Source organism: Pseudoalteromonas rubra, from assembly GCF_005887095.1.
In the GTDB taxonomy this organism is placed as follows: domain Bacteria; phylum Pseudomonadota; class Gammaproteobacteria; order Enterobacterales; family Alteromonadaceae; genus Pseudoalteromonas; species Pseudoalteromonas rubra_E.
The window spans coordinates 58495-79818 of sequence record NZ_PNCI01000042.1 but is presented as its reverse complement, the minus strand read 5'-3'; the positions used below and the strand labels follow the sequence as shown (position 1 = coordinate 79818).

Annotated in this window: 15 protein-coding genes; 12 read left to right on the top strand and 3 right to left on the bottom strand. The window is 48.4% G+C overall.

From position 1 onward, the window contains the following. Positions 1–12 precede the first annotated feature (12 nt). Genes CWB99_RS17640 through CWB99_RS17630 form a run of 3 tightly spaced genes read left to right on the top strand, consistent with a single transcriptional unit; the run spans position 13 to position 4716 of the window. Positions 13–831, top strand: coding sequence for an MBL fold metallo-hydrolase (locus CWB99_RS17640; protein ID WP_138552269.1), 819 nt, complete (start codon positions 13–15; stop codon positions 829–831). Beyond that, positions 828–3053: a CHASE2 domain-containing protein gene (locus tag CWB99_RS17635; protein WP_138552268.1), complete on the top strand. Its 2226-nt coding sequence runs from the start codon at positions 828–830 to the stop codon at positions 3051–3053. Before CWB99_RS17640 ends, CWB99_RS17635 begins: the two co-directional genes overlap by 4 nt. A gap of 10 nt (positions 3054–3063) precedes the next feature. Next, the gene (locus CWB99_RS17630) at positions 3064–4716 is read left to right on the top strand and encodes an HD domain-containing phosphohydrolase (RefSeq protein ID WP_138552267.1); all 1653 of its coding nucleotides are present in this window, start codon (positions 3064–3066) and stop codon (positions 4714–4716) included. Between the two features lie 987 nt (positions 4717–5703). Here CWB99_RS17630 and CWB99_RS17625 read toward each other — a convergent pair. The 3 genes from CWB99_RS17625 to CWB99_RS17615 all read right to left on the bottom strand — a co-directional run bounded on the left by CWB99_RS17625 (position 5704) and on the right by CWB99_RS17615 (position 9495). Continuing rightward, entirely contained in the window at positions 5704–7890 is a 2187-nt protein-coding gene (locus tag CWB99_RS17625; protein ID WP_138552266.1) for a winged helix-turn-helix domain-containing protein, read from the bottom strand. Positions 7891–8221: 331 nt separating this feature from the next. Then, entirely contained in the window at positions 8222–8500 is a 279-nt protein-coding gene (locus tag CWB99_RS17620) for a hypothetical protein (protein ID WP_138552265.1), read from the bottom strand. Positions 8501–8595: 95 nt separating this feature from the next. Next, positions 8596–9495: a response regulator gene (locus CWB99_RS17615; protein ID WP_138552264.1), complete on the bottom strand. Its 900-nt coding sequence runs from the start codon at positions 9493–9495 to the stop codon at positions 8596–8598. 99 nt (positions 9496–9594) lie between these two features. On the opposite strand from CWB99_RS17615, the gene CWB99_RS17610 reads away from it, so the two are divergent. From CWB99_RS17610 to CWB99_RS17570, 9 genes are all read left to right on the top strand, one after another. Beyond that, positions 9595–10365 carry a chromosome partitioning protein ParA gene (locus CWB99_RS17610; RefSeq protein WP_138552263.1) on the top strand — a complete coding sequence of 257 codons (771 nt, stop codon included), beginning with the start codon at positions 9595–9597 and terminating at the stop codon, positions 10363–10365. 85 nt (positions 10366–10450) lie between these two features. Then, positions 10451–14356 carry a two-component regulator propeller domain-containing protein gene (locus CWB99_RS17605; protein WP_138552262.1) on the top strand — a complete coding sequence of 1302 codons (3906 nt, stop codon included), beginning with the start codon at positions 10451–10453 and terminating at the stop codon, positions 14354–14356. A 92-nt stretch (positions 14357–14448) separates the two neighbouring features. Then, entirely contained in the window at positions 14449–14769 is a 321-nt protein-coding gene (locus tag CWB99_RS17600; protein WP_249331976.1) for a hypothetical protein, read from the top strand. 363 nt (positions 14770–15132) lie between these two features. Beyond that, positions 15133–15825 (top strand): AzlC family ABC transporter permease, encoded by a 693-nt coding sequence (locus CWB99_RS17595; protein ID WP_138552261.1) that lies wholly within the window; start codon positions 15133–15135, stop codon positions 15823–15825. Between the two features lie 10 nt (positions 15826–15835). Continuing rightward, positions 15836–16147: an AzlD domain-containing protein gene (locus tag CWB99_RS17590; protein WP_138552260.1), complete on the top strand. Its 312-nt coding sequence runs from the start codon at positions 15836–15838 to the stop codon at positions 16145–16147. A 53-nt stretch (positions 16148–16200) separates the two neighbouring features. Then, positions 16201–16452, top strand: a complete 252-nt coding sequence (locus CWB99_RS17585) for a 2Fe-2S iron-sulfur cluster-binding protein (protein WP_138552259.1) — start codon at positions 16201–16203, stop codon at positions 16450–16452. A 14-nt stretch (positions 16453–16466) separates the two neighbouring features. Further along, a complete protein-coding gene (locus CWB99_RS17580; RefSeq protein ID WP_138552258.1) occupies positions 16467–17630 on the top strand; it encodes a fatty acid desaturase in 1164 nt (387 codons plus the stop codon). A gap of 404 nt (positions 17631–18034) precedes the next feature. Continuing rightward, positions 18035–20035 (top strand): S8 family serine peptidase, encoded by a 2001-nt coding sequence (locus tag CWB99_RS24820; protein ID WP_138552257.1) that lies wholly within the window; start codon positions 18035–18037, stop codon positions 20033–20035. A gap of 361 nt (positions 20036–20396) precedes the next feature. Continuing rightward, positions 20397–21188: a hypothetical protein gene (locus tag CWB99_RS17570; RefSeq protein ID WP_138552256.1), complete on the top strand. Its 792-nt coding sequence runs from the start codon at positions 20397–20399 to the stop codon at positions 21186–21188. The last annotated feature ends 136 nt before the right edge of the window (positions 21189–21324 follow it).

Here is a 21324-nt window from a genome sequence, read left to right as displayed (position 1 = left end):
AAAGGGTTAGGTATGAAAATAAAGTTTTACGGTGTGCGGGGGTCTACCCCCACACCCGGTCCAACCACCGTGCACTATGGCGGCAATACGGTATGTGTAACCCTTGAGAGTGACGAAGGAAAGCGCTTGATCCTGGATGCGGGGACTGGGCTTCGAATACTGGGCCAGGAAATGATGCATACCCGCCAGCCATTTTATATATTACTGAGCCACAATCATTGGGATCATATTCAGGGCTTTCCCTTTTTCATTCCCGCCTATATTGCCAAACGCCAGATAACCATAGTACCTGGCGTGACAGAAGAGCACGCCCCCGATGCCATCCTAAAACAAATGTTTGGCAGTTATTTTCCTGTGCCACATACATCTTTAGCGGCAGATATTCGAGTGACTCCGCAAACTCAAGACCATTGGCAGTACGAGGACTTCGACATTCAACGCTGCGCCATGAACCACCCAGGTGGTGGCAGCGCCTATCGCATTCGTGCAGATGGTATGGACATTGTGTATGCCACAGACAATGAGCTTAACCCACCGGGTTTGCCTGTTACCTCGTTTCAGCAATGGGTGGATTTTGTAAAAGGAGCTGATTACCTGATCCATGATGGCCAGTTTATTCCGGATGATTATCCATTAAAACATGGCTGGGGGCATTCACTGATTAAAGACGCCCTGCTGCTGGCAGATCAAGGAGCAGTAAAGCACCTGGTACTGATAAGCCATGATCCAGACCGCAGCGATGCAGAACTGGACCAGATAGCCGCAGATATCAAAAGCCAGAACTGGTCATTTGCGACCATTCTGGCCAGAGAAGGACTCACACTCCCATGAGCCTCACGCAACTATGGCGCAAATACTATCAGCAGTGGGTGTGCGGTTGCTTCTTGGTTGTGTTGTTTATGGCTTTACAGCTGTTAACCCTGTCCCCCGCTTCTCCCTATGGCGATGCCTTTAAACGACTCGAAGGCCTGGGTTATGACCTGCGCCTTAAATCAACACTCTCTTTGCAATCACGCTCTTTTCTGCCTATTGTGATTGTCGATATCGATGAACCCAGTCTGAAACAAGTCGGCCGCTTTCCCTGGAGTCGCCATGTTATGGCACGCTTACAGTCTCAACTGGCAGATGCTGGTGTGGCGGTTATCGCCTACGATATCCTGTTTTCAGAACCAGAACTCAACCCCGCACAGCAAGTGCTCAGTCACCTTACAGACACTTTACCGGCGGTGTCTCAGACACTGCAAACTCTGGCACCCACCATAGATGCCGATAGTGCATTCTCTGCTCGCTTGCAGGATACTGATACCGTACTGGGACTGTTATTTGAGCACCAGCCGGAGATCCAGGTCGGCACCTTGCCGGAAACGATTTTTTTCAGCGCAGTGCCAGCCACCGCATTGCCAGTTCCGGCCTTTGCCGGCCACGTTGCCAACGTACCAGATCTGCAACAGCAAAGCCCGGGAAGCGGCTTTATCAATAGTGCCCCGGACAGCGACGGCTTTATTCGTAATTCCATGTTACTGGCTAAACACCAGGGTCAGCTTTATCCAGCACTGGCGCTGGAAGCTGCCCGACTCTACACCATGGCCGAACACGTAGAAGTGGTCGCCAAACCGTTTGGTGAAGGGCATAGTGTAGAAGGGATCCGCCTCGGAACCCAGCTGATCCCAACCGATGATTACGGCCGGGTTAATGTTCCCTACAGGGGCCCCGCCTTCAGTTTTCCCTATGTGTCTGCTTCTGACGTATTGAGTGGCAATATTGACCCTCAACTATTTGATCAGGCAATTGTGTTTGTTGGTACATCGGCGGTCGGTCATGCCGACTTACGGACCACACCAGTCGGCGTCCAGTACCCAGGTGTGGAAGTGCACGCCAATGTACTCGAAGGACTGGTATTCCCTGAGCTGTTACCCAGCCGACCAAACTGGATGGATGGGGCTGTCATAATGTTGTTATTGCTCTCAGGGTTACTCTGTGTGGTTATTTTGCCTCGGCTTGAAGTCTTGGGGATCGCAGTATTTACTCTGTGTCTGTGTGGGTTATTTGTTACACTCAGTGTCTATTTATGGGTCGAATTGCGGCTGGATTTGCCACAGGTTGCTGTACTATCCATGTTGATCAGCCAGGCCATGATCCTGGGCAGCCTGGGCTTCGTCCGCGAACACAAAGAGCGACTGCAAATAAAATCGATTTTCGACCAATATGTCCCACCGGCCCATATACAGGCAATGCTGGACAACCCGGATAGTGTGTCCATGGAGGGTGAAAAACGTGATATTACTGTGCTGTTTGCCGATATTCGATCCTTTACCACTATCTCTGAGTCGTTAGATGCAGGCCGACTCAAGTCCTACCTCAACCAATACTTTTCACCCATTACACGCATTATTTTTGAACACCAGGGCACCATAGACAAATATGTCGGGGACATGGTGATGGCATTCTGGAACGCCCCCTTACCCGTTGAGCAACATCCGGAGCTTGCTGTGCGCTGTGCCATGGCCATGCAAGATCAGGTGGATGCACTACAAGAACCAATGCGCCAACAATCATTACCGCCTTTTAAAATTGGTATTGGGCTCAATACCGGAGACATGAACGTGGGCGACATGGGCTCGGAGTATCGCCGCGCTTATACTGTGCTGGGTGATGCCGTGAACCTGGGCTCACGTCTTGAAGGCCTGACGAAATACTATGGAGTCGGCATATTAATTAATGAAACCACACACGCACAGTGTCCCGGGCTCGTTTGCCGCCCTATCGACAAGGTGAAAGTAAAAGGTAAAAACCAAGCCGTCACTGTGTACGAGCCCATATGTAGCAGCGATGCACTGACCCCAGCACAGCGCAATGAATTAGAGACACATCAACAAGCCTGGGCACTTTATTTATCACAACAATGGCAGCAGGCACTGGCAGCTTTTACTAAACTTAAAGAGCTGTCACCAGAGCGAAAAATCTATGCGCTAATGTACGAGCGCATCCTGACATTACAGGCGCAACCGCCCGGTGAAGAGTGGGATGGCAGCTACACCCATACATCGAAATAGCAGGTAAGTTATGGAACAGCATATTCGAAACATTGCAAATAAGTTCGAGCAGGCAGGCTCACAGGTGGCGTTACAACATTTGCTTAAGCTAGCCATTGAACTGGCATCAGAACACGACACCAACAGGCTACTTGAAAACATCCTGCTATCCGCCATGGAGCTGAACGCCACAGACGGTGGCACGATATACTCAGTGTCTGAAGATATGCAGCTGCACTTCGCCACGCTCATCAACGGGCCATTGGATCTTCATATGGGTGGTACATCGAATCAACCTATCCCATTTGCGCCTATACCCATTTATCTCGAGAACGGTCAGTGTAACGAGAGTGCTCTGGTAGCACTGGCAGCAGCAAAACGGGAGGTGATCCGCATTGATGATGTCTATCAGTGTAGTGAGTACGACTTATCTGCGGCGCGAGCCATGGATGCAAAAACGGGCTACCACACACAATCAGTACTCACAATTCCACTGCTCAATCACGAAAATGAACTCAATGGTGTGCTGCAACTGATCAACCCGCATAGCAAAGGAGAGATTGTGCCTTTCTCTGCCCAACAGACCGACATGATCTGTTCAATCGGAGCACTCGCTGCCGTTGCATTGACTAACCGACAGTTAATTGATGGCATGGAAATCCTGTTCCAGGCATTTACCCGCTTGATTGCAAAAGCCATTGATGAAAAGTCCCCTTATACCGGCGGACACTGCCGACGGGTTCCTGAACTTACCATGATGATTGCAGAGGCGGTTCATGAAACGCAGTCAGGCCCAATGGCAGATTTTTCCATGACGGAGGCCGATCGCGCCGAGCTGTCATTGGCCGGGTGGCTGCATGACTGTGGCAAAATCGCCATCCCTGAATATGTCATGGATAAAGCCACAAAATTAGAGTCCGTCCATGACCGTATTGCGCTCGTAGATGCCCGGATAGAAATTGCAAAGCGCGATCTCGAGCTTGACTACACCAAACGTATTTTGCGCTTTGAACGCGGTGGGGATGAGGCACAGGTGTGTCACCTGAGCGCGGAACTGGACGAGAAACTGGCGCAATTAGAGCAAGACCGTCAATTTTTGCGTCACGCCAATATCGGCGGTGAGTTTATGCGTGAAGAAGATCAACAGCGTGTTAAGCAGATTGCAGAGCAAACTAAAGTCAGGATAGGCACCGACATACACTCCTTACTCAGCGAAAATGAGGTGTATAACCTCAGTATTGCGCGCGGCACTTTGACCACAGAAGAAAGGCAGATCATTAATCGTCATATGGACATCACACTGGAAATGTTAGAAGCATTGCCCTTTCCTAAACATTTGCGTCGTGTCCCGGAATTTGCCGGAGGTCATCATGAAAAAATGGATGGCACAGGCTACCCAAGGGGGCTAACCCGTGAGCAGATGTCCGTTCCGGCTCGCATCATGGCGATAGCTGATATTTTTGAGGCGCTTACGGCGGCAGATCGCCCCTACAAAGATGCCAAAAAGCTCAGTGAATGCCTATTTATCATGGGGAAAATGAAGCTCGGAGATCATATAGATCCCGATTTATTCGATGTATTTGTCAACTCGCGGGTCTACCTAAAGTACGCGCAGCAATTTCTAAAGCCAGAGCAAATCGATGAAGTGATACACGAAAAGATCCCCGGATATGAGAAAAAATAGGGCCGAAAGATAACTGCCAATAATGGTGTGCATTGACAATGTAGCTGTGACGACTTGTTATCTCTGCGGCCCTATATCTAGGGGTGACATAGTTATTGTTATTATTATTTAGTACGGAATACGATCATCCTATTACAGCACGGGTATCCTGTGAATGGTATTGATGAATCTAACCAGCGATGCAGCAGCAGTAGGACCACTGCATCGCTGGAACTCACTCCTTGATCATCATCGACCTTTCCTTGTGAACATCTGGGACGCATAACAACGGGTGGCAGGCATTCACCCTATGCTTCCAACACTATTCCTGTTGCTCTCCTTGTGTTGGTCCAGATCTGTTTATTATTATTGTTATTGCACCACCTGCAAGTTGCACTATATGCAACAAACGTACCCGAATTAACCACTAAATAATTCTGCGGTACATTCTGAGCTAACACCAGGCATTCCTTTATCGCTCCTTCAGGGCCTGGTACTTACTTCTTCCTTTCCTTGCAAGAAGTATTGTCCGTAATTCGCTTACCTCCCTTGGTTGCGCTGGCAAACTGCGCCAGATTACCGACTAAGTTACAACCATTCATCAATCCTTGTCCGGTTGTTGTTAACTCGGTTAAAACTATAAAAATTTATCTCAAGTTTCGAAACAACTGTTACATCTCTTTTTTATAACCAAAAAAATAAGCCTTTTTATCAAAGACTTATTTTAATTATTTATTTAAAAAAAATAACAACACTATCTCTTCGTATTAAACAAATCCCAGGGCCACTCACAAACAGTCGCGCTTTTACAGTCTTTTACTGGGCCAATATGATCTTCCCTGGAAGCAACGGCGGTCGACGATGTCATTGATACACATACCACAGTCAATGCATAGGCAATGCTTTTAATTACTTTATTCAAAATGATGATCCTTTTATTTGATTGGGTAAAGTACAAACAGAGGCCAATAAAAGTTATTATTGAGGGACCTCTTTCAGGGATCTATGTTAGTGTTTTATTGTCATTCCGACAACAGCAGTGTCATTTATTTGTACAGATAAGGCTAAGACCTTACTGCCTGCAGCATCTGTGGATATGGTGGGGTAAAATGCGTAAATACGATGTGCGTCTTGGCTATATTCACCGGTACGCCAGTTTAGTGTATGAAGGTAAGTTTTTCGGGTATCAAACGTACTCCAGATAACAAGGTCCCCTCTGACATACCAGCGGCAAATGTGTCTGAAGTCGATTTTATGATTAAGGGCAATTGCATCACTGTCCAAATCACTGAAGTAATAAAGCGGGCCATCACCCGGGGCTGCTTTAGCTGCTATATAGCCATCGCCAACCGGGCGAATGGAGCGGTACTCAGGCAGCAGTAGAGTACTCATTTTAGTCTCGATACTATAACGCTGTATTTCCCATTCCCCGGCGACATTTACTCCATAGTAAATGTGCTGGTTGTCCATACTAAACGCAGCATCGCTGGTAATTTCTGATGAGGAAGTGATGTATTCAACCTGCCTGTCTTCCATAGATAAGAGTGCTAATTTGCCCCCTTGCTTCAGCAGTATGCCTTTGGCGGCATGAGAAATACTTAACAGCTCCAGAACTTCTTTACTAACCAAATAAGGTTCTACTTTACGTGTATCGAGTGACAGCCGACCTATTGTAAAGATCTCATTTTGCAGGAGTAACACCCATTTATGCGTGTCAGAGGTCTCATCATAGTACATGTTTACAATCTGAGGCTCCGCATCAATGATATTCAAAACCTGCTTCTGTGCCCCTAGCGATTGCTCCAGATACAAACGATTTGCCCGGGTCAACGCTCGTTTAGTCAGGAAAATATCGGTTCCATTGTGCGAATCTATAGAGCGTAGCAGTGTCTCTTTGTCCTCAATGAGTTTGATTTCTTCCCCCGACTCCAGCTCAAGCTGAATAAGACTTGTTCTGCCCAGGAGTAATAAGGTTTGCAGGTTTTTCCAATCCACGTGGCGAATGGGTGCCTTCCTGCTATATACCAGTGTTTCCTCTCTATTTTCGAGGTTTAGCAACACCACGTGATAATGCCCCTGGCCTTCTTTTAACACAGCTAGCTGTCGCAGGTCAGGAGATATACTGGCATGATAAAGGAGCTCATTAGGCTCACTGAGAGTGAATAATCGAGAGTATTGGCGAGACTGCAGATCCAGTGCATAAAGCATGCTATCTCCCGCCCCGGCTGGGATCATGGGAAACAGCACTTCTGAAGGGTGTCGCCCTTGTGAAAGGTCACCTATAGACTCAACACCTTCAATCAAGGTTATCTGACCCTGCTCCGGTTCCACCATGGTCAGGGGAAGCAAACGTAAGGCAGTGTTTCCGTCTATAGCATCTGTATACACTAATACTTTATCATTCTGAGCAAACTGTACATTAACAACATTCTCTGCATTATATGTCAGCTGCCTGGTGGTGCCATTTTGTCTATCAAAAATATATACTTGAAGATCGTCCTCTATCGATGTACGACCGCTGAAAGCAACGTAACGGCCATCACTGGAAACCGAAATATCCAGCTTTTCACCATTGAAAGACGTAATCTGATCTAAATCGGCCACCTTCACCACCTGAGTTTCCTTGATAAAGGTGCTAATTGCATCATACTTTACCCAACCCACCACCATCGCCAACACCGTGGCAAACGCCAGCCAAGTAGCAAACCATCTGTCACTAGCGGATTTATCAGGCTCAGAGGTTAATTCAGAAGCATCAAGGCTTGGCGCTGGTAGCGTTTTTACACTATCACTGGTGTCTCTGGGTAATGCGTCATTGATTTGTATGTCTTTGGGTGGCACGTCGTCTGGCTCGAGACTATCCACGGGCGCAACCTCACAGACCAGTTTATAACCCCGTTTAGAAACCGACTTCACATAGCGTGCGTTGGCAATATCGCTGTCTCCCAGAATCAACCTGAGTTTTTTTACGGCACTGCGCACAGCGGTATCAGAGACAATACGATCTGACCAGACTTGCTGATGAAGTTCTTCGATGCTCACATATCTGTCCCGATTTTCATACAGATACAACAGCAACGCCATGACCTTGGGCTCAATGGCAACCTCGTCAGCATCGCAATACAAAACCTGATCGTCCAAATCCAGAACGAACGTGCCAAGTTTAGTCAGTTTAATATCCGTTAACGAAGACATGTCACCCAATTAAAGTGGTCAAATTTCATGAAATTGATAGACGACGAGGTAACTAACTTAGCTTGGATAGCATAGCTATCATCATTACATAGTCAGCAAGTGCAGTATTATTCAATAATAAGAGTATTTTACAGTTTCAAATCGTCACAATTGACAAGACTAGCAGGGAAGAGAAACCAAGTTCAACTAAAACCTGCTAAACACATTTCTGTGAGCGTTAAAACTTATTGCAAATATGTCTAACTGTTTCAAAATACACAACTCTATAGAAATAACGCCACTTTCACGCATAAATAATTCAGCGCTCGACATTCCTTTCACCCTGACTGAATCAACCTTTGATCGATCCGTCATCAGCCACACGAAACGCTGCCAGAACATCATCATCCGCGCTGACTGCATATAGCAGGTTGCGGGACTCATCGAACAGCAGGCGTCGTACATTATCCAGCCCGTCGATGCCATTTTGGTTATCTATATAACGATGTGTCAAAGCAGCACCGGGCACCTGCTCTTGAATTACAACACATCCGGCTAAAACACAGCTCAAACCAGAGACGGTTAAAAGGTGACAAAGCCAGTGCTTTCCTAAGGCAGAACTAAATAACATCGTCCCTCCTGCGGACAATTGGTTATTCTGTTACTTTACGATAGCACCATTGAAGACCTGCCCACATACATGATTGCGAATTGAATCACCCGGCATTAAACCCCGACAATCAGCATTTTTCCCTGAGCCATGCCCTCACGCTCACAGCTTAAGTCCAGGCGGCTATCGAGTGGGTACTGATACAAGCGCTCTAGCTTGGGGTGGCGCTGGTACAAAAAGGTGCAACTTCGTACAAACAGACTCATTTTGCTCTGTTTATCCAAAAATGCATAGGCCGTTTTAGATAATGCCTCTTTGCAGGCCGTCATGATTTCCGGATTCACCTGATTTAAATGAATGGCACTGTGTGCCTCTTCTTCGGGGATCACTTGCAAACTACTGGCTAATACACAGGCTGCGTACACATCCAGCACCCCAATTACCCGGGGTTTCTGGCTGCCACGTTCTGCATACACCACCATCACACAGGGGACTTTGCTTTCATCCAACTGTTGCGCCTTAATGGGTTTTAACATCAGGGAGTCGCTGATATTTTTCTGCATCAGGCGCTCCAGCATATCGGTTTTTGGTAATGCCAGCTCTTCTCGAAGTGGCACTGCCTCATCCTCAGCAATCACTTCATTGGCCTCTAGTTCCAGCACCAATGGCATAATCGCACTACGCAGCGCATCGTCACTAAAGGGTTTGGACAGAAAAAACGCACAGCCCAAAGAGTTCGCGTATTCTATCTGTGCTGTGTCATCAACGGTAGAAATCATCGCTACCGGCAGCTCTGGGTGGCTAACACGCAGAGTTTCAAGCAACTCGATGCCTGTTTTGTCTGGCATATGCCAGTCAGTCAGGATGATCTGCGGTTGCCAGCTATCAATCTGTTCCAGTGCATCATCCACACGACTGGCACAGCGCAAAAACAGCTTTCGGTATTCAAACTGTTGTAGAGCACGCCGGATGATTTCACAGGTCGCATGGCTATCGTCAACGATCAGAACTTTCACTCTTAACCCTAACGCAATTATTCTTGTTAAGTATAGGCAGAATTTTCAACGAAAACTAAACTTATCTTATTGATAAACAAAAGCGGCGTATCACAGCTTATGGTTCCTCTCGAAGTTTACCAATACGTAGCGCTGAATGTCGGGCTGCTGATCCTGGCAGCCTGGTTCTATATTTTATTATTGATTTTAAGAGAGTTTCGCCAGTTTGCCGGAACTTTTTTAAACCACAAACAAGCCTCACCAGACAACGACGAACTGCTTGCACAGTGCCGCGAATCGGTGACCCGGGCCAGCCAGTTTACACAGCAGCACAGCAAAACCATTGCGGAACTTTTGCAGGTACAAATGACACTCGAAAATCAGCTCTCCCAGATCCGAGCATCAACCGCTGATCACATCACCAAAGAAGAACAGGGCTCAATCAATGAACTGAATAAAAAACTCATCCGCTCTCATAAGTTAATTAAGCGGCTGAAAGGCGAGCTGGATAGCAGCGGTAAAAAACTGCGCCATGTCAGCTCAAAACTGGAGCACCAGTTCCAGTCTGCCGACACACTGCGCCAGGCAAATACGCAGTTACAGGAAGAGCTGGAACAACTAAAACAAGACAAAGCCGGATCCTCCGCTAACGTTATGAGCGACCAGCAAACCCAAACTTTACTTAATCAGTACAAGCGGCAAATCGAGGAGCAGAATCAACTGATAGATCAGCTGTCGGTCGAACATGAGGGAGACAATAGCAGTGCCGAAGTGGCCGCCCTGAAAGCGGAGCTAGACCAAACCCGACAAAAGCTAAAACATCTCAGTAAAGAGAAGAACTTCGTGGAAAGTCGCTATCTTGAAGCCATTAAACAGAATAAACCGGAATAAACAAGGCGCACACCGTGCCAGATTATCTATACTGGATAGGACTATATCGGTTTTACCTCAGCGCACTAAACCTGGGGGAGCACTAGTGACTCGAGTACACAGCCAGCTGCGCGTGGCGGCTTTATTTTTACTGCTAGGTATTTACCTGATACCCATTCAGATCTGGGCGGCGGTTACAGCAACTGAGATAAACACACATCAGAAGCAACAACCAACGACTGGCAGTGCGTTTTTCGATCTTGGCGAATTGATTTTTCAGACCATAGGCGACAACGAGCAAATTCCCCAGGGGGTGGTCACCGCACTAGCGCAGGACCGGGACGGGTTTATCTGGATAGGCACCCAATTTGGCCTGCTCCGCTTTGATGGCTACCGCTTTGTGTCATTTCTTCATGACCCGAAAGATGATACAAGCCTGTCGGGCAGCTTTATCAGGTCATTATGGGTGGCTCAGGATGGCCGGATCTGGATAGGGACTTTTGCTGACGGGATATCCGTCTACAACCCTGCAACGGGGCGCTTTAAACGGTTTGAACATAACCGCTCCGAGAGCAACAGCCTGTATAACAACACGGTACGTGCGCTAATCGGGGATGATCAGGGTAACATTTACGCCGCAACGGATAACGGCCTGAATCACATTCAGGCCACCACAGGTCGGATTTCACGACTGAAAATTACTGGCTGCGATCAGCCGCTTGCACAACCACGCCTGCGTTCACTGTTGCTCAGGGATACAAATACACTGTGGGTGGGCAGCAAAACGGGACTCTGCCGCGTCTCCTTACCGAATGGACATACTTCCGGGGAGGCCGATTGGCAACAACCACTACGTGGTCAAACTGAGTCGGCATTTAATCAGCAAAACGTATTTCGTCTGTTTCAGGGAGCCGATCACACTATCTGGGTTGGCACCACAGATCATGGTGCTGCTTTTTTCACGCCCGGTTCGGATCAGGTGACCCGTATCCGCCATCGCCCCGGCGATCCAACCAGCCTCAGCCATCACTGGGTGAATGGCATTATCCAACCGGATCCGGATCATATCTGGCTCAGCACCTCCGGAGGCGGGATCACTGTGGTGAATGCCAACAGCGGTGCAGTGATCCGACATATTCGCCATGATCCGCTTAACCCCTACAGCATCAATCTCGACTCTATGGGTGCCCTGCTTATTGATGCTTCCGGACTGATCTGGGCTGGCACCTGGGGCAACGGGCTGAATCGTCATAACCCCCACAATGGTGCGTTCAGAACGTTTGTCCGGCGATTATCCTACCCACATTCACTCAGTCATGAGGATGTCCGCAGCATTACAGAACTGAACAATGGTCAGATCTGGGTTGGCAATGCACAAACAGGGATCGACATCATAGATCCCCGTATTGGCGTGGTAACAGGTCATCGACCCGATCCTGCGGATCCCAGCAAACTCGCCGACGGCTATGTCCGGGTGATCCGGCAAACCTTTGATGGCAGCCTCTGGGCCGGCTCAGCAAATACCGGATTGCACCATTTTGATCCCCAGAGTCAGCAGTTCACACGTTACAGCAAAGCCGATGGTCTGCCCGGTTATCAGGTGGTGATGTTACAGGAAACCGCCAATGGTCAGCTGTGGGTTGGCACCGACGACGGGTTAGCGCTGATGGACATTCAGACCCGCCAGTTGCAGCCCCTGAACACCTTTAAAAATCATACCCTGTTGTCTGGTAAGCCCGTCCTGACCATGGCCTATATGACCCCGGATCTGCTGTGGGTCGGCACCCGTATTGGTTTATTTGTACTTAACCTGACAGCGAAAACCGTGACCGAGATCAGTGCCCAGGCACTGACCACTGAAACGCTTTCAGACAATTACATAAAAAGCTTACTGGTTGACAGTCAGGGACGCCTGCTGGTCGCTACCCCACATGGGCTCGACAGGCTGGTTCACTTCGATGGTCATCACGCACAGTTCGAATCCCTGGATCAACTGGTTGGCAGGCCAACTGGTACCGCAGGGAACCTGATGGAAGATGCACAAGGGCGGATCTGGAATGGCTATGGCTGGCTGGACCCCTCAGCGCAAAGCTTTGAAGATCTGGGCACTGCCGATGACTGGGACACAGGGACCATGTGGACGGGCTCCTATACTAAACTACGTGATGGCACCTTAGTGTTTGGTGGCACAAAAGGGCTCCTGTTGCTGCGCCCCGAACGCTGGACGCAGTGGACCTATCACCCGCCAGTGGTGATCAGTGAGCTTGCTGTTAATAATCAGCCTGTCACAGTATCCAGGCAGCTGGTGCTGCCGCCAAGCACCCGCAGCTTTTCAGTCGAATTTGCCGCGCTGGATTATACTGCACCACACAGCAATCGTTATGCCTATCAGCTTGTCGGTTATGACGACAACTGGATCCCGGTGGATGCCAGTAAACGCCATATTACCTACACCCGGTTGCCGCCCGGTCACTACCAACTCAAGATCAAAGGCAGCAACCGTAAGGGACAATGGAGCAAGCAGCAGTTAAACCTGGCAGTCATTCAGTTACCGACCTGGTATGAAACCTGGTGGTTTCGCCTGGGGCTACTGCTACTGATCACCACTTTGTTATACCTGGCGTATTTATGGCGGATCAAAGAACTCAAGCAGCAACAGGTTGCCCTGGACAGTCTTGTGCAATCGCGCACCGCCAATATCTCGATGCTGGGCACCATAGGCAAAGACATCACCTCTACTTTAGATCTTTCGTCTGTGCTGGAACGTGTTTATAAACACGTCAATGAGTTAATGGGCGCCGATGTTTTTGTGGTTGGGATATTGGATACCGAAAAGCAGCGGATTTCCTGTCGACTGGCGATTGAAAAAGGGCAAAAGCTACCCGAATTTGAATATGCTCTGTCCGACACTCAGCGCCCTGCCGTGTGGTGCGTCACCCACCAAAAAGAGCTCAGGGTCAATCAGATCAGTGAACTAACGCACTATGTCGGCCACATTGCAGCGCCGGTCAGTGGTGCCGAAAGTGAGTCGCTGATCTACCTGCCTCTGATTATTGATACCCGTATCATTGGCTGCTTAACCGTACAAAGCTTTCAGCCGCATGCCTTCAGCGACAACGACGTACAAATGTTACGCACCATAGCCAACTATACCGCCATCGCACTGGCCAACGCCGACTCTGTTGCTCAGCTCGAAAGTACCTTTGCGCAGCTACAAACCGCCCATGACGATCTCAAAGTGACCCAGCAACAGTTGGTCCAGCAGGAAAAAATGGCGGGACTTGGCCGACTGGTCTCTGGCGTTGCCCATGAGATCAACACACCGCTGGGCATTGGCATTACCGCAGGGTCTTATGCCAGCAAGGCGCTTTCGGAGTGCGAGCAAAAGCTGGCCAGTGGCAAACTGACCAAAGACAACCTTGAGCAGTTTATGGCTTTGCTGAAAGAAAGTCTGCAACTGCTTGAGTCCAACCTGAATCGTGCGGCTCAGTTAGTAAAGAACTTCAAACAGGTGGCTGTCGACCAGTCCATTGAAGAGCTAAGTACCATTAACCTGCCAGACTACCTGAACGACGTACTCACCAGTTTGCACCCTAAGTGGAAGCATACTCAGGTCTCAGTGCAAACCGACTTTCCCGGTGAAGCCAGGATGTCGACTTACCCGGGCGCGATTGCTCAGATCCTGACAAATCTGGTGGATAATGCCATTAAGCATGGCTTTGATGAGGGCACCCAACCCGGTACGGTCACGATTTCGCTCAGTACCAGTGACGAACAGATCACCTGGATTGTATCTGATGATGGTGCTGGCATGAGTGACGACACCCTAAGTAAAGTCTTCGAGCCTTTTTATACCACCCGGCGCAGCAACGGTGGCACTGGGCTTGGGATGCACATAGTCTTTAATATTGTGACGCAAAAACTCAAAGGTACCATAGAGTGCCACAGTGAGGCAGGACAAGGGTGTCGCTACACCATAGTGCTGCCAAACACGCTTGAAAACGCCGAATGACACCGCTTGAACCAGCTTGAACCAGCTTGACGACAAAAACACGGCACGTTAAAAAAGTAACAACCTACTTATCCGGATAAAAGGAATCAACAATGAATACCAAATTGATGTTAGCATTTTCGCTGCTACTGCCACTTGCACCATCGGCAATGGCGGCAAAAGGAGTCGGCATGGTTGAACGTATCTACCCCACTGATACAAGGGTCAACTTTCGACTGAAAGGAGATGAATGCAAAAAAAACGCAAACAATGGTAACACCTGCTGGTACTACGAGCTGTCTGATGGTGCCGCAGACATTAATACTGCCATGCTGCTGTCAGCTGCTGCGACCGGAACAATAATCAAGATTGGCTATTCTTCCTGCGAGCCAGACAAAAGTCAGAAAATCCATTATTTGTATCAAGATTATTAGCCTCACCGGGCCAGGCATCATTGCTGCTTGTTTGGCCCTCCTTTAAGCAGTTCAGGCAGCGAATGAACGCCCCAACAAACTAATTATAAGTATTTATTTATATTAAATTTTTCTTACTGAAGACGAATACCCTCACGCTTCGAAAAACACAATAATAAAATTACTGCAACATTGAAAATATTTCGTTTTATTTATGGGTATTTATTGTTGCAACCGGGTTCTATTCAGGGTACATTCTTCCGCAAAAAAACAGCAAAGATCATCAACCTCAGCGAAATAAAGCCGTTCAGTCATGATCGTGGTCCGCTTAGGTTGTTACATTCATAAACAAGTTAGGTAGACACCATGAGCACGGAGCGAACCATGAGCACACAGCCAGTCAGGTCACTCAGACTGGCCGCATTTTTTGATATCCTTCCCTTGTCTATTGCCGTGATCCCCTGGGGTATTTTATGCGGCTCACTGGCAATACAAGTGGGGTTGAGCCCTTTACAATCCCAATTAATGTCACTGCTGGTGTTTGCCGGGGCGGCACAACTTTCTTCTTTGACCATAGTCGGTGCCAGCGGTGGGATCGCCACGATTCTGGGCAGTACTGCGGTGATCAGTTCACGCCATCTGCTGTATTCCGCCACCTTTCGTAACAGCGCCATCGCTTTGCCACTGCATCACAAGATGCTCATGGCCTTTTTACTCACCGATGAAATGTTCGCGGTCACGGAAAACAAACGCAAAGAGCTGGGACGCTTTCCGCTGGATTATGCGCTGATTTCAGGGGCCACCTTCTATGTTATCTGGAACCTGTCTACGCTGGCAGGCATTATCGCTGGCACCAGCATTCCTAACCTCGAAAGCCTGGGGCTGGAGTTTGCCATAGCCGCAACCTTTATCGCCATGGTGGTGCCCAACATAAAATCATCCCCCGTGTTAGTCGCGGTACTGGTATCGGCGTTTTGCGCTGTGCTGTTCCACAAACTCGATGTACCCAATGACCTGTTGCTCTCTGCACTGATAGGCATGGTCGTGGGGTATAGCCTGGATAAAGAAGCACTGTAGGAGCACAGCAATGAGTTATGACCTGATCCTGTTAATGGCCTTGATCACCTTTTTCATGCGTTACGCTTTTTTTATGGAAAAACTGCCTATCAAGCTCGACCTGAGAGTACAGCGATTTTTAAGTTTTACCGCCCCCTGTATTCTGACCGCCATGGCAGCGCCCATTGTATTTGGCGAGATGGTTTTTACGGCCGAAGACATCACTAACCCCTTTTTACTGGCCGGTATTATCGCGATCGTATTGAGCCTGCTGGTAAAAAATACCTTATTCGTTGTACTGGCCAGTATGGGGGTGTTCTTTTCTCTAAAAACCATGCTCTGACAACAACTTATTAAAGCAACTTTAAAACACAGCATTAAGCTAAAGGAGATAGTATGTTTTTTAAAAGAAGCAAAAAGTTCACGATAACAGTGAACAATTCACAAGTGCAAGGAAAGGACAGTAAGACCATCCTGGATACCATCTTGCGCTCCAATGAAATCAATTTCAAATACAGCTGTGGCTCGGGCGAATGTGGCCAGTGTCGCTATCACCTGGTGTCAGGTGAAGTTGAAAGCAACCCCAATGCCGGTGGTTATCTGGCATGCCAAAGTTACCCAAGATCTGACATTGAAATTATTCAATAGAGTGAACTAAGACAATGAAACTAAATAAAGAGCAGAGTGCGTTAATCAGAGAGTCATACAATCGTACTCTTATTCCAAAAGCAGTCGCTACCTGGCTTACCGGCAAGCCATGTGCCGGGCAAAAGCCACTATTCAAACTACACTGGATACTGTACGTCGCGTTTGTGCTAGCTATTTTCTTTCTTTCCTATATTGGCGGCTTTTACAATCAGGTTGCCGATCAAAGCATTGCCATCATGTTGCTGTGCTGGGCTGGTTTGGTGTTTTCTACGCGCAGAATGGCGGCGGTTATTCTCCATCAGAGCGTTCACGAGAGGCTCAGTGGCAACGGCCTGTTTGATAAATTATTAGGCGACTTTGTGACGCTACTCATGCTGACTCAGGACTATGAAACCTATAAGGTCGACCACTGTAAGATCCATCATGGTCCGCTGACCTTTGCGACCAAGTATGACCCTATCGTGCAGTTTTTCTCGGTATTTGGTATAGATTTAGGGGCGAAAAAGCAAAATTTGTATCTGAATTTCTTCATCAGCATTTTCTCGCCAATCTTCCACCTGTCGTTCTTTATTACCCGCCTGGGCTACAATATCAGTGCCGAACGAAGCATCCGAAGCCTGCTGTCTATCGCCTATATTGCCGCCCTGCTGGCCGTACCTTACTATCTGACCGGTGGTTTTAGCGCTCTGTTTTTCGCCTTCATCGTACCCGTCGTTTTCTTATATCAGATCAGTGCCTTCATAGAGATTTGCAGTGAGCACGCCTGGTTTGAAAATAACATTAAAAGTACCGAAGATCTGCTGGAAGATCCTTACTTCTACAGCGATATCTCGTGGGGACGCTTTTGTGGCTCAAAATATCCGGAAAAAGGCATCATCAGCAAACTGAAATGGTATTTTGTGCAACTGTTTTACCATCTGCCAGTGCGCCTGTTTATTCTGGTAGGCGACTTACCTCAGCACGATTACCATCACCGAAAACCACTGTGTTTTGACTGGGTAAATGCGCGATATAACCGCGAAAAAGCCCTGTATAACCTGGCCGAGGGTGAACCTGAGTACATAGATATTTGGGGGATCCATAACGCCATCGAGCACGTGTTCGGGGTTGTGTCGGAAAAAGACCCTAATTACATCTCCGACTTCAATAGTTATTCAAAAGAAGCCCGGGGGTCTTAACCTCTGGCTATCCGGAACAAGTGCGGCGGCTCTCTTCAGCGCTGCACTTGTTCCAGTTTAAGCCCACCTTACATAGCGGCAATATCATCCCGGGCTTGACGAGTATCACGATGACAACCGCGAATATGTGCCTCTACAGTCGCCAGTTTCTTTTCCAGACCAGGTATTGTCAGCCAATCGGCAAAAGTGCATCTTATCAAAGCACCTCAGCATGAGTATGTACCCGAATTGTTCATCATTTTTACTTATTTGTGTCATTTAAATTAACAATGGGTTGCAAATAAAAACATCAAAGGTTAGTTTGATCCTTATTGGGGTACAAAATAACCAACAAACAGGACACCATTGCAACGGACGCAGCAAACATAACAAGTAGCAACAATAATAAATCAGTAGGAAGCAAGATGAACAAGACATTCACACTCACCTCGTTGGCGCTTGCCTTATCGGCCCTGTCGTCCACCGCCGTCACCGCACAAGAAACCAAACAGTACATTCTTAAACAAAGCGATTTAGCCATTTTTGCACCGCAAACCAGCCGCTTTGCCCGCGCAGCTATTGCGCAGGACTTTGCCGCTGAGCCTGTGGCAGAAGTACTGTCAAATGATAACAATGGCACTGTGGTAACCATGGAGCTGACTGCTGAGCAAGTCGCTAAACTGAAAGCATCTGGCCAGTATGCCTACATTGAAGAAGATTATGAGTACGTACCTTTCTCATCGACTACCAGCGCGGAAGTCTCACCGTATGGTCTTGCTGAAGTCCAGGCTCCTCTGCTGCAAGACACCAATGCTGATCTGTTTAAGGTCTGTGTGATTGACTCAGGCTATGATCTGGGCCACCCGGACCTGCCGCAAAACGCCACTGGCTTTACCGATCTGCCGGGCGGTCTGACCTGGTATCAGGATGGCTCCGGCCATGGTACCCACGTTGCAGGTACCATAGTGGCGCTGAAAAACGGCCAGGGTGTAGTGGGTGTGCTGCCCAATGATAAAATTGGCGTACATAACGTGCGCGTATTCGACAATGACGGCAAACAAGGTTTAACCTCTCGTATTGCCCGCGCCGTTGATAACTGTGTTGAAAATGGCGCTAAAGTCATCAATATGAGCTTAGGTGGTGGCAGCCCCAGCCAATACTTTCAGGAGCGCTTGCAGGCAGCCTACGACAAAGGCGTATTACTGATTGCAGCAGCCGGTAACGGCGGCGACGCGACCCTCAGCTACCCTGCCAGCTACGATACGGTGGTATCGGTGGCCAACATTGACGAAAACCGCGTTAAAAACAGCTCATCTCAGTACAATGCGCAGGTCGAGATTGCTGCACCTGGCACCAACGTTTTATCAACGGTACCGCGTGGCACCGGGGTTGCAGCAGGCGTCACCGCGAATGGGGTGTTTGTTAAAGGTGGCGGTATGACCAACTCGGTAGAAGGTAAGGTCAGTGCTGAACTCGTCGACTGTGGCCAAGGTCTGAGCGCCTGTGCGGCCACGCAAAGTGTGTGTTTAATTGAACGTGGTGGTGCATCCTTCAAAGATAAGGCGGCAAACTGCCAGGCCGGTGGTGGTGTGGCAGCCATAGTCTATAACAATGCCCCGGGCTCCTTTGGTGGTACGCTGGGTGACGGGGTACACGGTGTGACCATCCCGGTGATTTCTCTGTCTCAGGAAGACGGCACAGCCCTTCTGGCATCTGTGGGCAGCACGGTCGAAGTGCAGCTAGAAGCCATACTGGATTACGATGAAAAGTCGGGTACGTCTATGGCCAGCCCACACGTAGCCGGTGTTGCCGCGCTGGTTTGGAGCCAGCATCCAAGCTGTACCAATGTCGATATCCGTAATGCCCTGAATGCCACCGCCATCGACTTAGGCTCAGCAGGTCGCGACCATGAATACGGCCATGGCTTAGTTCAGGCCAAGGCTGCGTCTGATTATATCACTACCAATGGCTGTAGCGGCACGCAGGAAAACCAACTTCCGGTAGCCAGCTTTACCGCCAGCTGTACCGACCTTGCCTGTGGGTTTAACGCCAGTGCCAGCCGCGATCCGGATGGCCAGGTTGTTGCTTATGACTGGAATATCGACGGCTTCGCAACCACAGGTGTAAACGTGAACCACGCTTTTGCTAACGCCGGCAGCTATCAGGTATCACTGACGGTAACAGACGATGCAGGTGCTACACACACCGTGACTCAGTCGGTCTCCGTCACGGATGGCAATAATAATAGCGGCTGTACTGGCCTGGAAACCTGGTCTGCCAGCAAGATTTATCGCTCAGGCAATGAAGTTGCCTACAATGGTCGTAAATACCACAGCAACTGGTGGCACCGTGGCAAGAACCCGGCACAAAACTCCAACGTGGGTAATGCCTGGAAAGTCTGGACAGACTTAGGTGCCTGTAACTAAGCACCCCATGATTTACTATTGAGAACAAGCAGTCAGGCGGTACTTAGGTATCGCCTTTTTTATGGCCTTATCCGCTTCAAACACGCATCGCGAGTTGTGATAATAGATCTCTGAATTTACTTACTTTAAAATAGCCAAGATGTACCGTGCTGACAGAGAAGATGAGTGTTTTTATTGTTGGCAGAATCTGAGTGGCCGATATTTTATCAACCTTATAATGTTGCTGTACCAAGTGACTAGACGCCTGACTTTATTTTTATACTCCCACACCGTCCATTTGAACCAGTAGCGATTTTCAGGGTGGATCTAAAATGGTTTACCTGCTTCCATACACCAGCTTGAATAACGAGGTATTAAGCGCATGTGTTTTCCAACTTTGCATGGTAATTTTATCTGGATGACCATTCAATCTCAGGATATTAACGGTATACTGAACTTTCTTGATGAGTTCGTTGAAATAGAACAAACACAAAGATCTCAGCCCGACTTCAATCAGTCTAAAGTCTACAACGCAACAGGGATCGTCGCAGCGAAACTAGATGATCACATCTACCTCGGTGGCTGGGGCTTACCCTACACCCACTCATCATTGAGACCAAGTAACTTTCCATACTATGTAGATTACGAGCTAGCTGATGCTTTGAAAAAGCAAATCAACTTACAGGGGGCGCTTGCCAATGCTCTGAGTAAGCGCTTTGGCAAAACTCATTTTTATGGCATCAGAAGCTCAGGAAATTCTTTCTTTTGGCTTCAATCAGCAAATGGACAGCTTGTCAGATCATTTGTGTCTGAGCCACAAGAGAATGACGACTTGTGCGAGAGCAACAACCCGGAAAAGGCTTATTTTAGCTCTGGGCACCCTACACCCATAGAAACAGCCCTGTCCCAGGAGTATGCTATTCACGGGTTGAGTGAATGTCCGTCAACACTTAAAGAAATCGATGGGATTGAACTGCTAAAAATGATTGCTGCTGATTGGGATGTTCATCCAGACCAGATTTTTAAACAGTGCCAGGATGTTCACTTATTGACTCTATCTGTACCTGCTTACGATGCATACCAACAGTTTGTAGGTACCAATGCCCTGGAGAAGGAGTCTAATAACAAGCTGAAGACACTAGCGTCATCACTATGGAAAAGTATTAAAAACTAAGCCAAATCTCACGTCCGGGCGCTGTAAGACTGCCGGCGTGTCGGGGGCCCGTGCCCCCGCAAACCTCGAAATAAAGCGCACACACTCCCACTGCCAGCCCCCCAAAGTTTGCTAGTCAAAGCGCGATTCTTCATCT

Coding starts and splice junctions, on each gene's coding strand:
- CWB99_RS17640 (WP_138552269.1), top strand. CDS start 13: ATGAAAATAAAGTTTTACGGTGTGCGGGGGTCTACCCCCACACCCGGT.
- CWB99_RS17635 (WP_138552268.1), top strand. CDS start 828: ATGAGCCTCACGCAACTATGGCGCAAATACTATCAGCAGTGGGTGTGC.
- CWB99_RS17630 (WP_138552267.1), top strand. CDS start 3,064: ATGGAACAGCATATTCGAAACATTGCAAATAAGTTCGAGCAGGCAGGC.
- CWB99_RS17625 (WP_138552266.1), bottom strand. CDS start 7,890: ATGTCTTCGTTAACGGATATTAAACTGACTAAACTTGGCACGTTCGTT.
- CWB99_RS17620 (WP_138552265.1), bottom strand. CDS start 8,500: ATGTTATTTAGTTCTGCCTTAGGAAAGCACTGGCTTTGTCACCTTTTA.
- CWB99_RS17610 (WP_138552263.1), top strand. CDS start 9,595: ATGGTTCCTCTCGAAGTTTACCAATACGTAGCGCTGAATGTCGGGCTG.
- CWB99_RS17600 (WP_249331976.1), top strand. CDS start 14,449: ATGAATACCAAATTGATGTTAGCATTTTCGCTGCTACTGCCACTTGCA.
- CWB99_RS17595 (WP_138552261.1), top strand. CDS start 15,133: ATGAGCACACAGCCAGTCAGGTCACTCAGACTGGCCGCATTTTTTGAT.
- CWB99_RS17590 (WP_138552260.1), top strand. CDS start 15,836: ATGAGTTATGACCTGATCCTGTTAATGGCCTTGATCACCTTTTTCATG.
- CWB99_RS17585 (WP_138552259.1), top strand. CDS start 16,201: ATGTTTTTTAAAAGAAGCAAAAAGTTCACGATAACAGTGAACAATTCA.
- CWB99_RS17580 (WP_138552258.1), top strand. CDS start 16,467: ATGAAACTAAATAAAGAGCAGAGTGCGTTAATCAGAGAGTCATACAAT.
- CWB99_RS24820 (WP_138552257.1), top strand. CDS start 18,035: ATGAACAAGACATTCACACTCACCTCGTTGGCGCTTGCCTTATCGGCC.
- CWB99_RS17570 (WP_138552256.1), top strand. CDS start 20,397: ATGTGTTTTCCAACTTTGCATGGTAATTTTATCTGGATGACCATTCAA.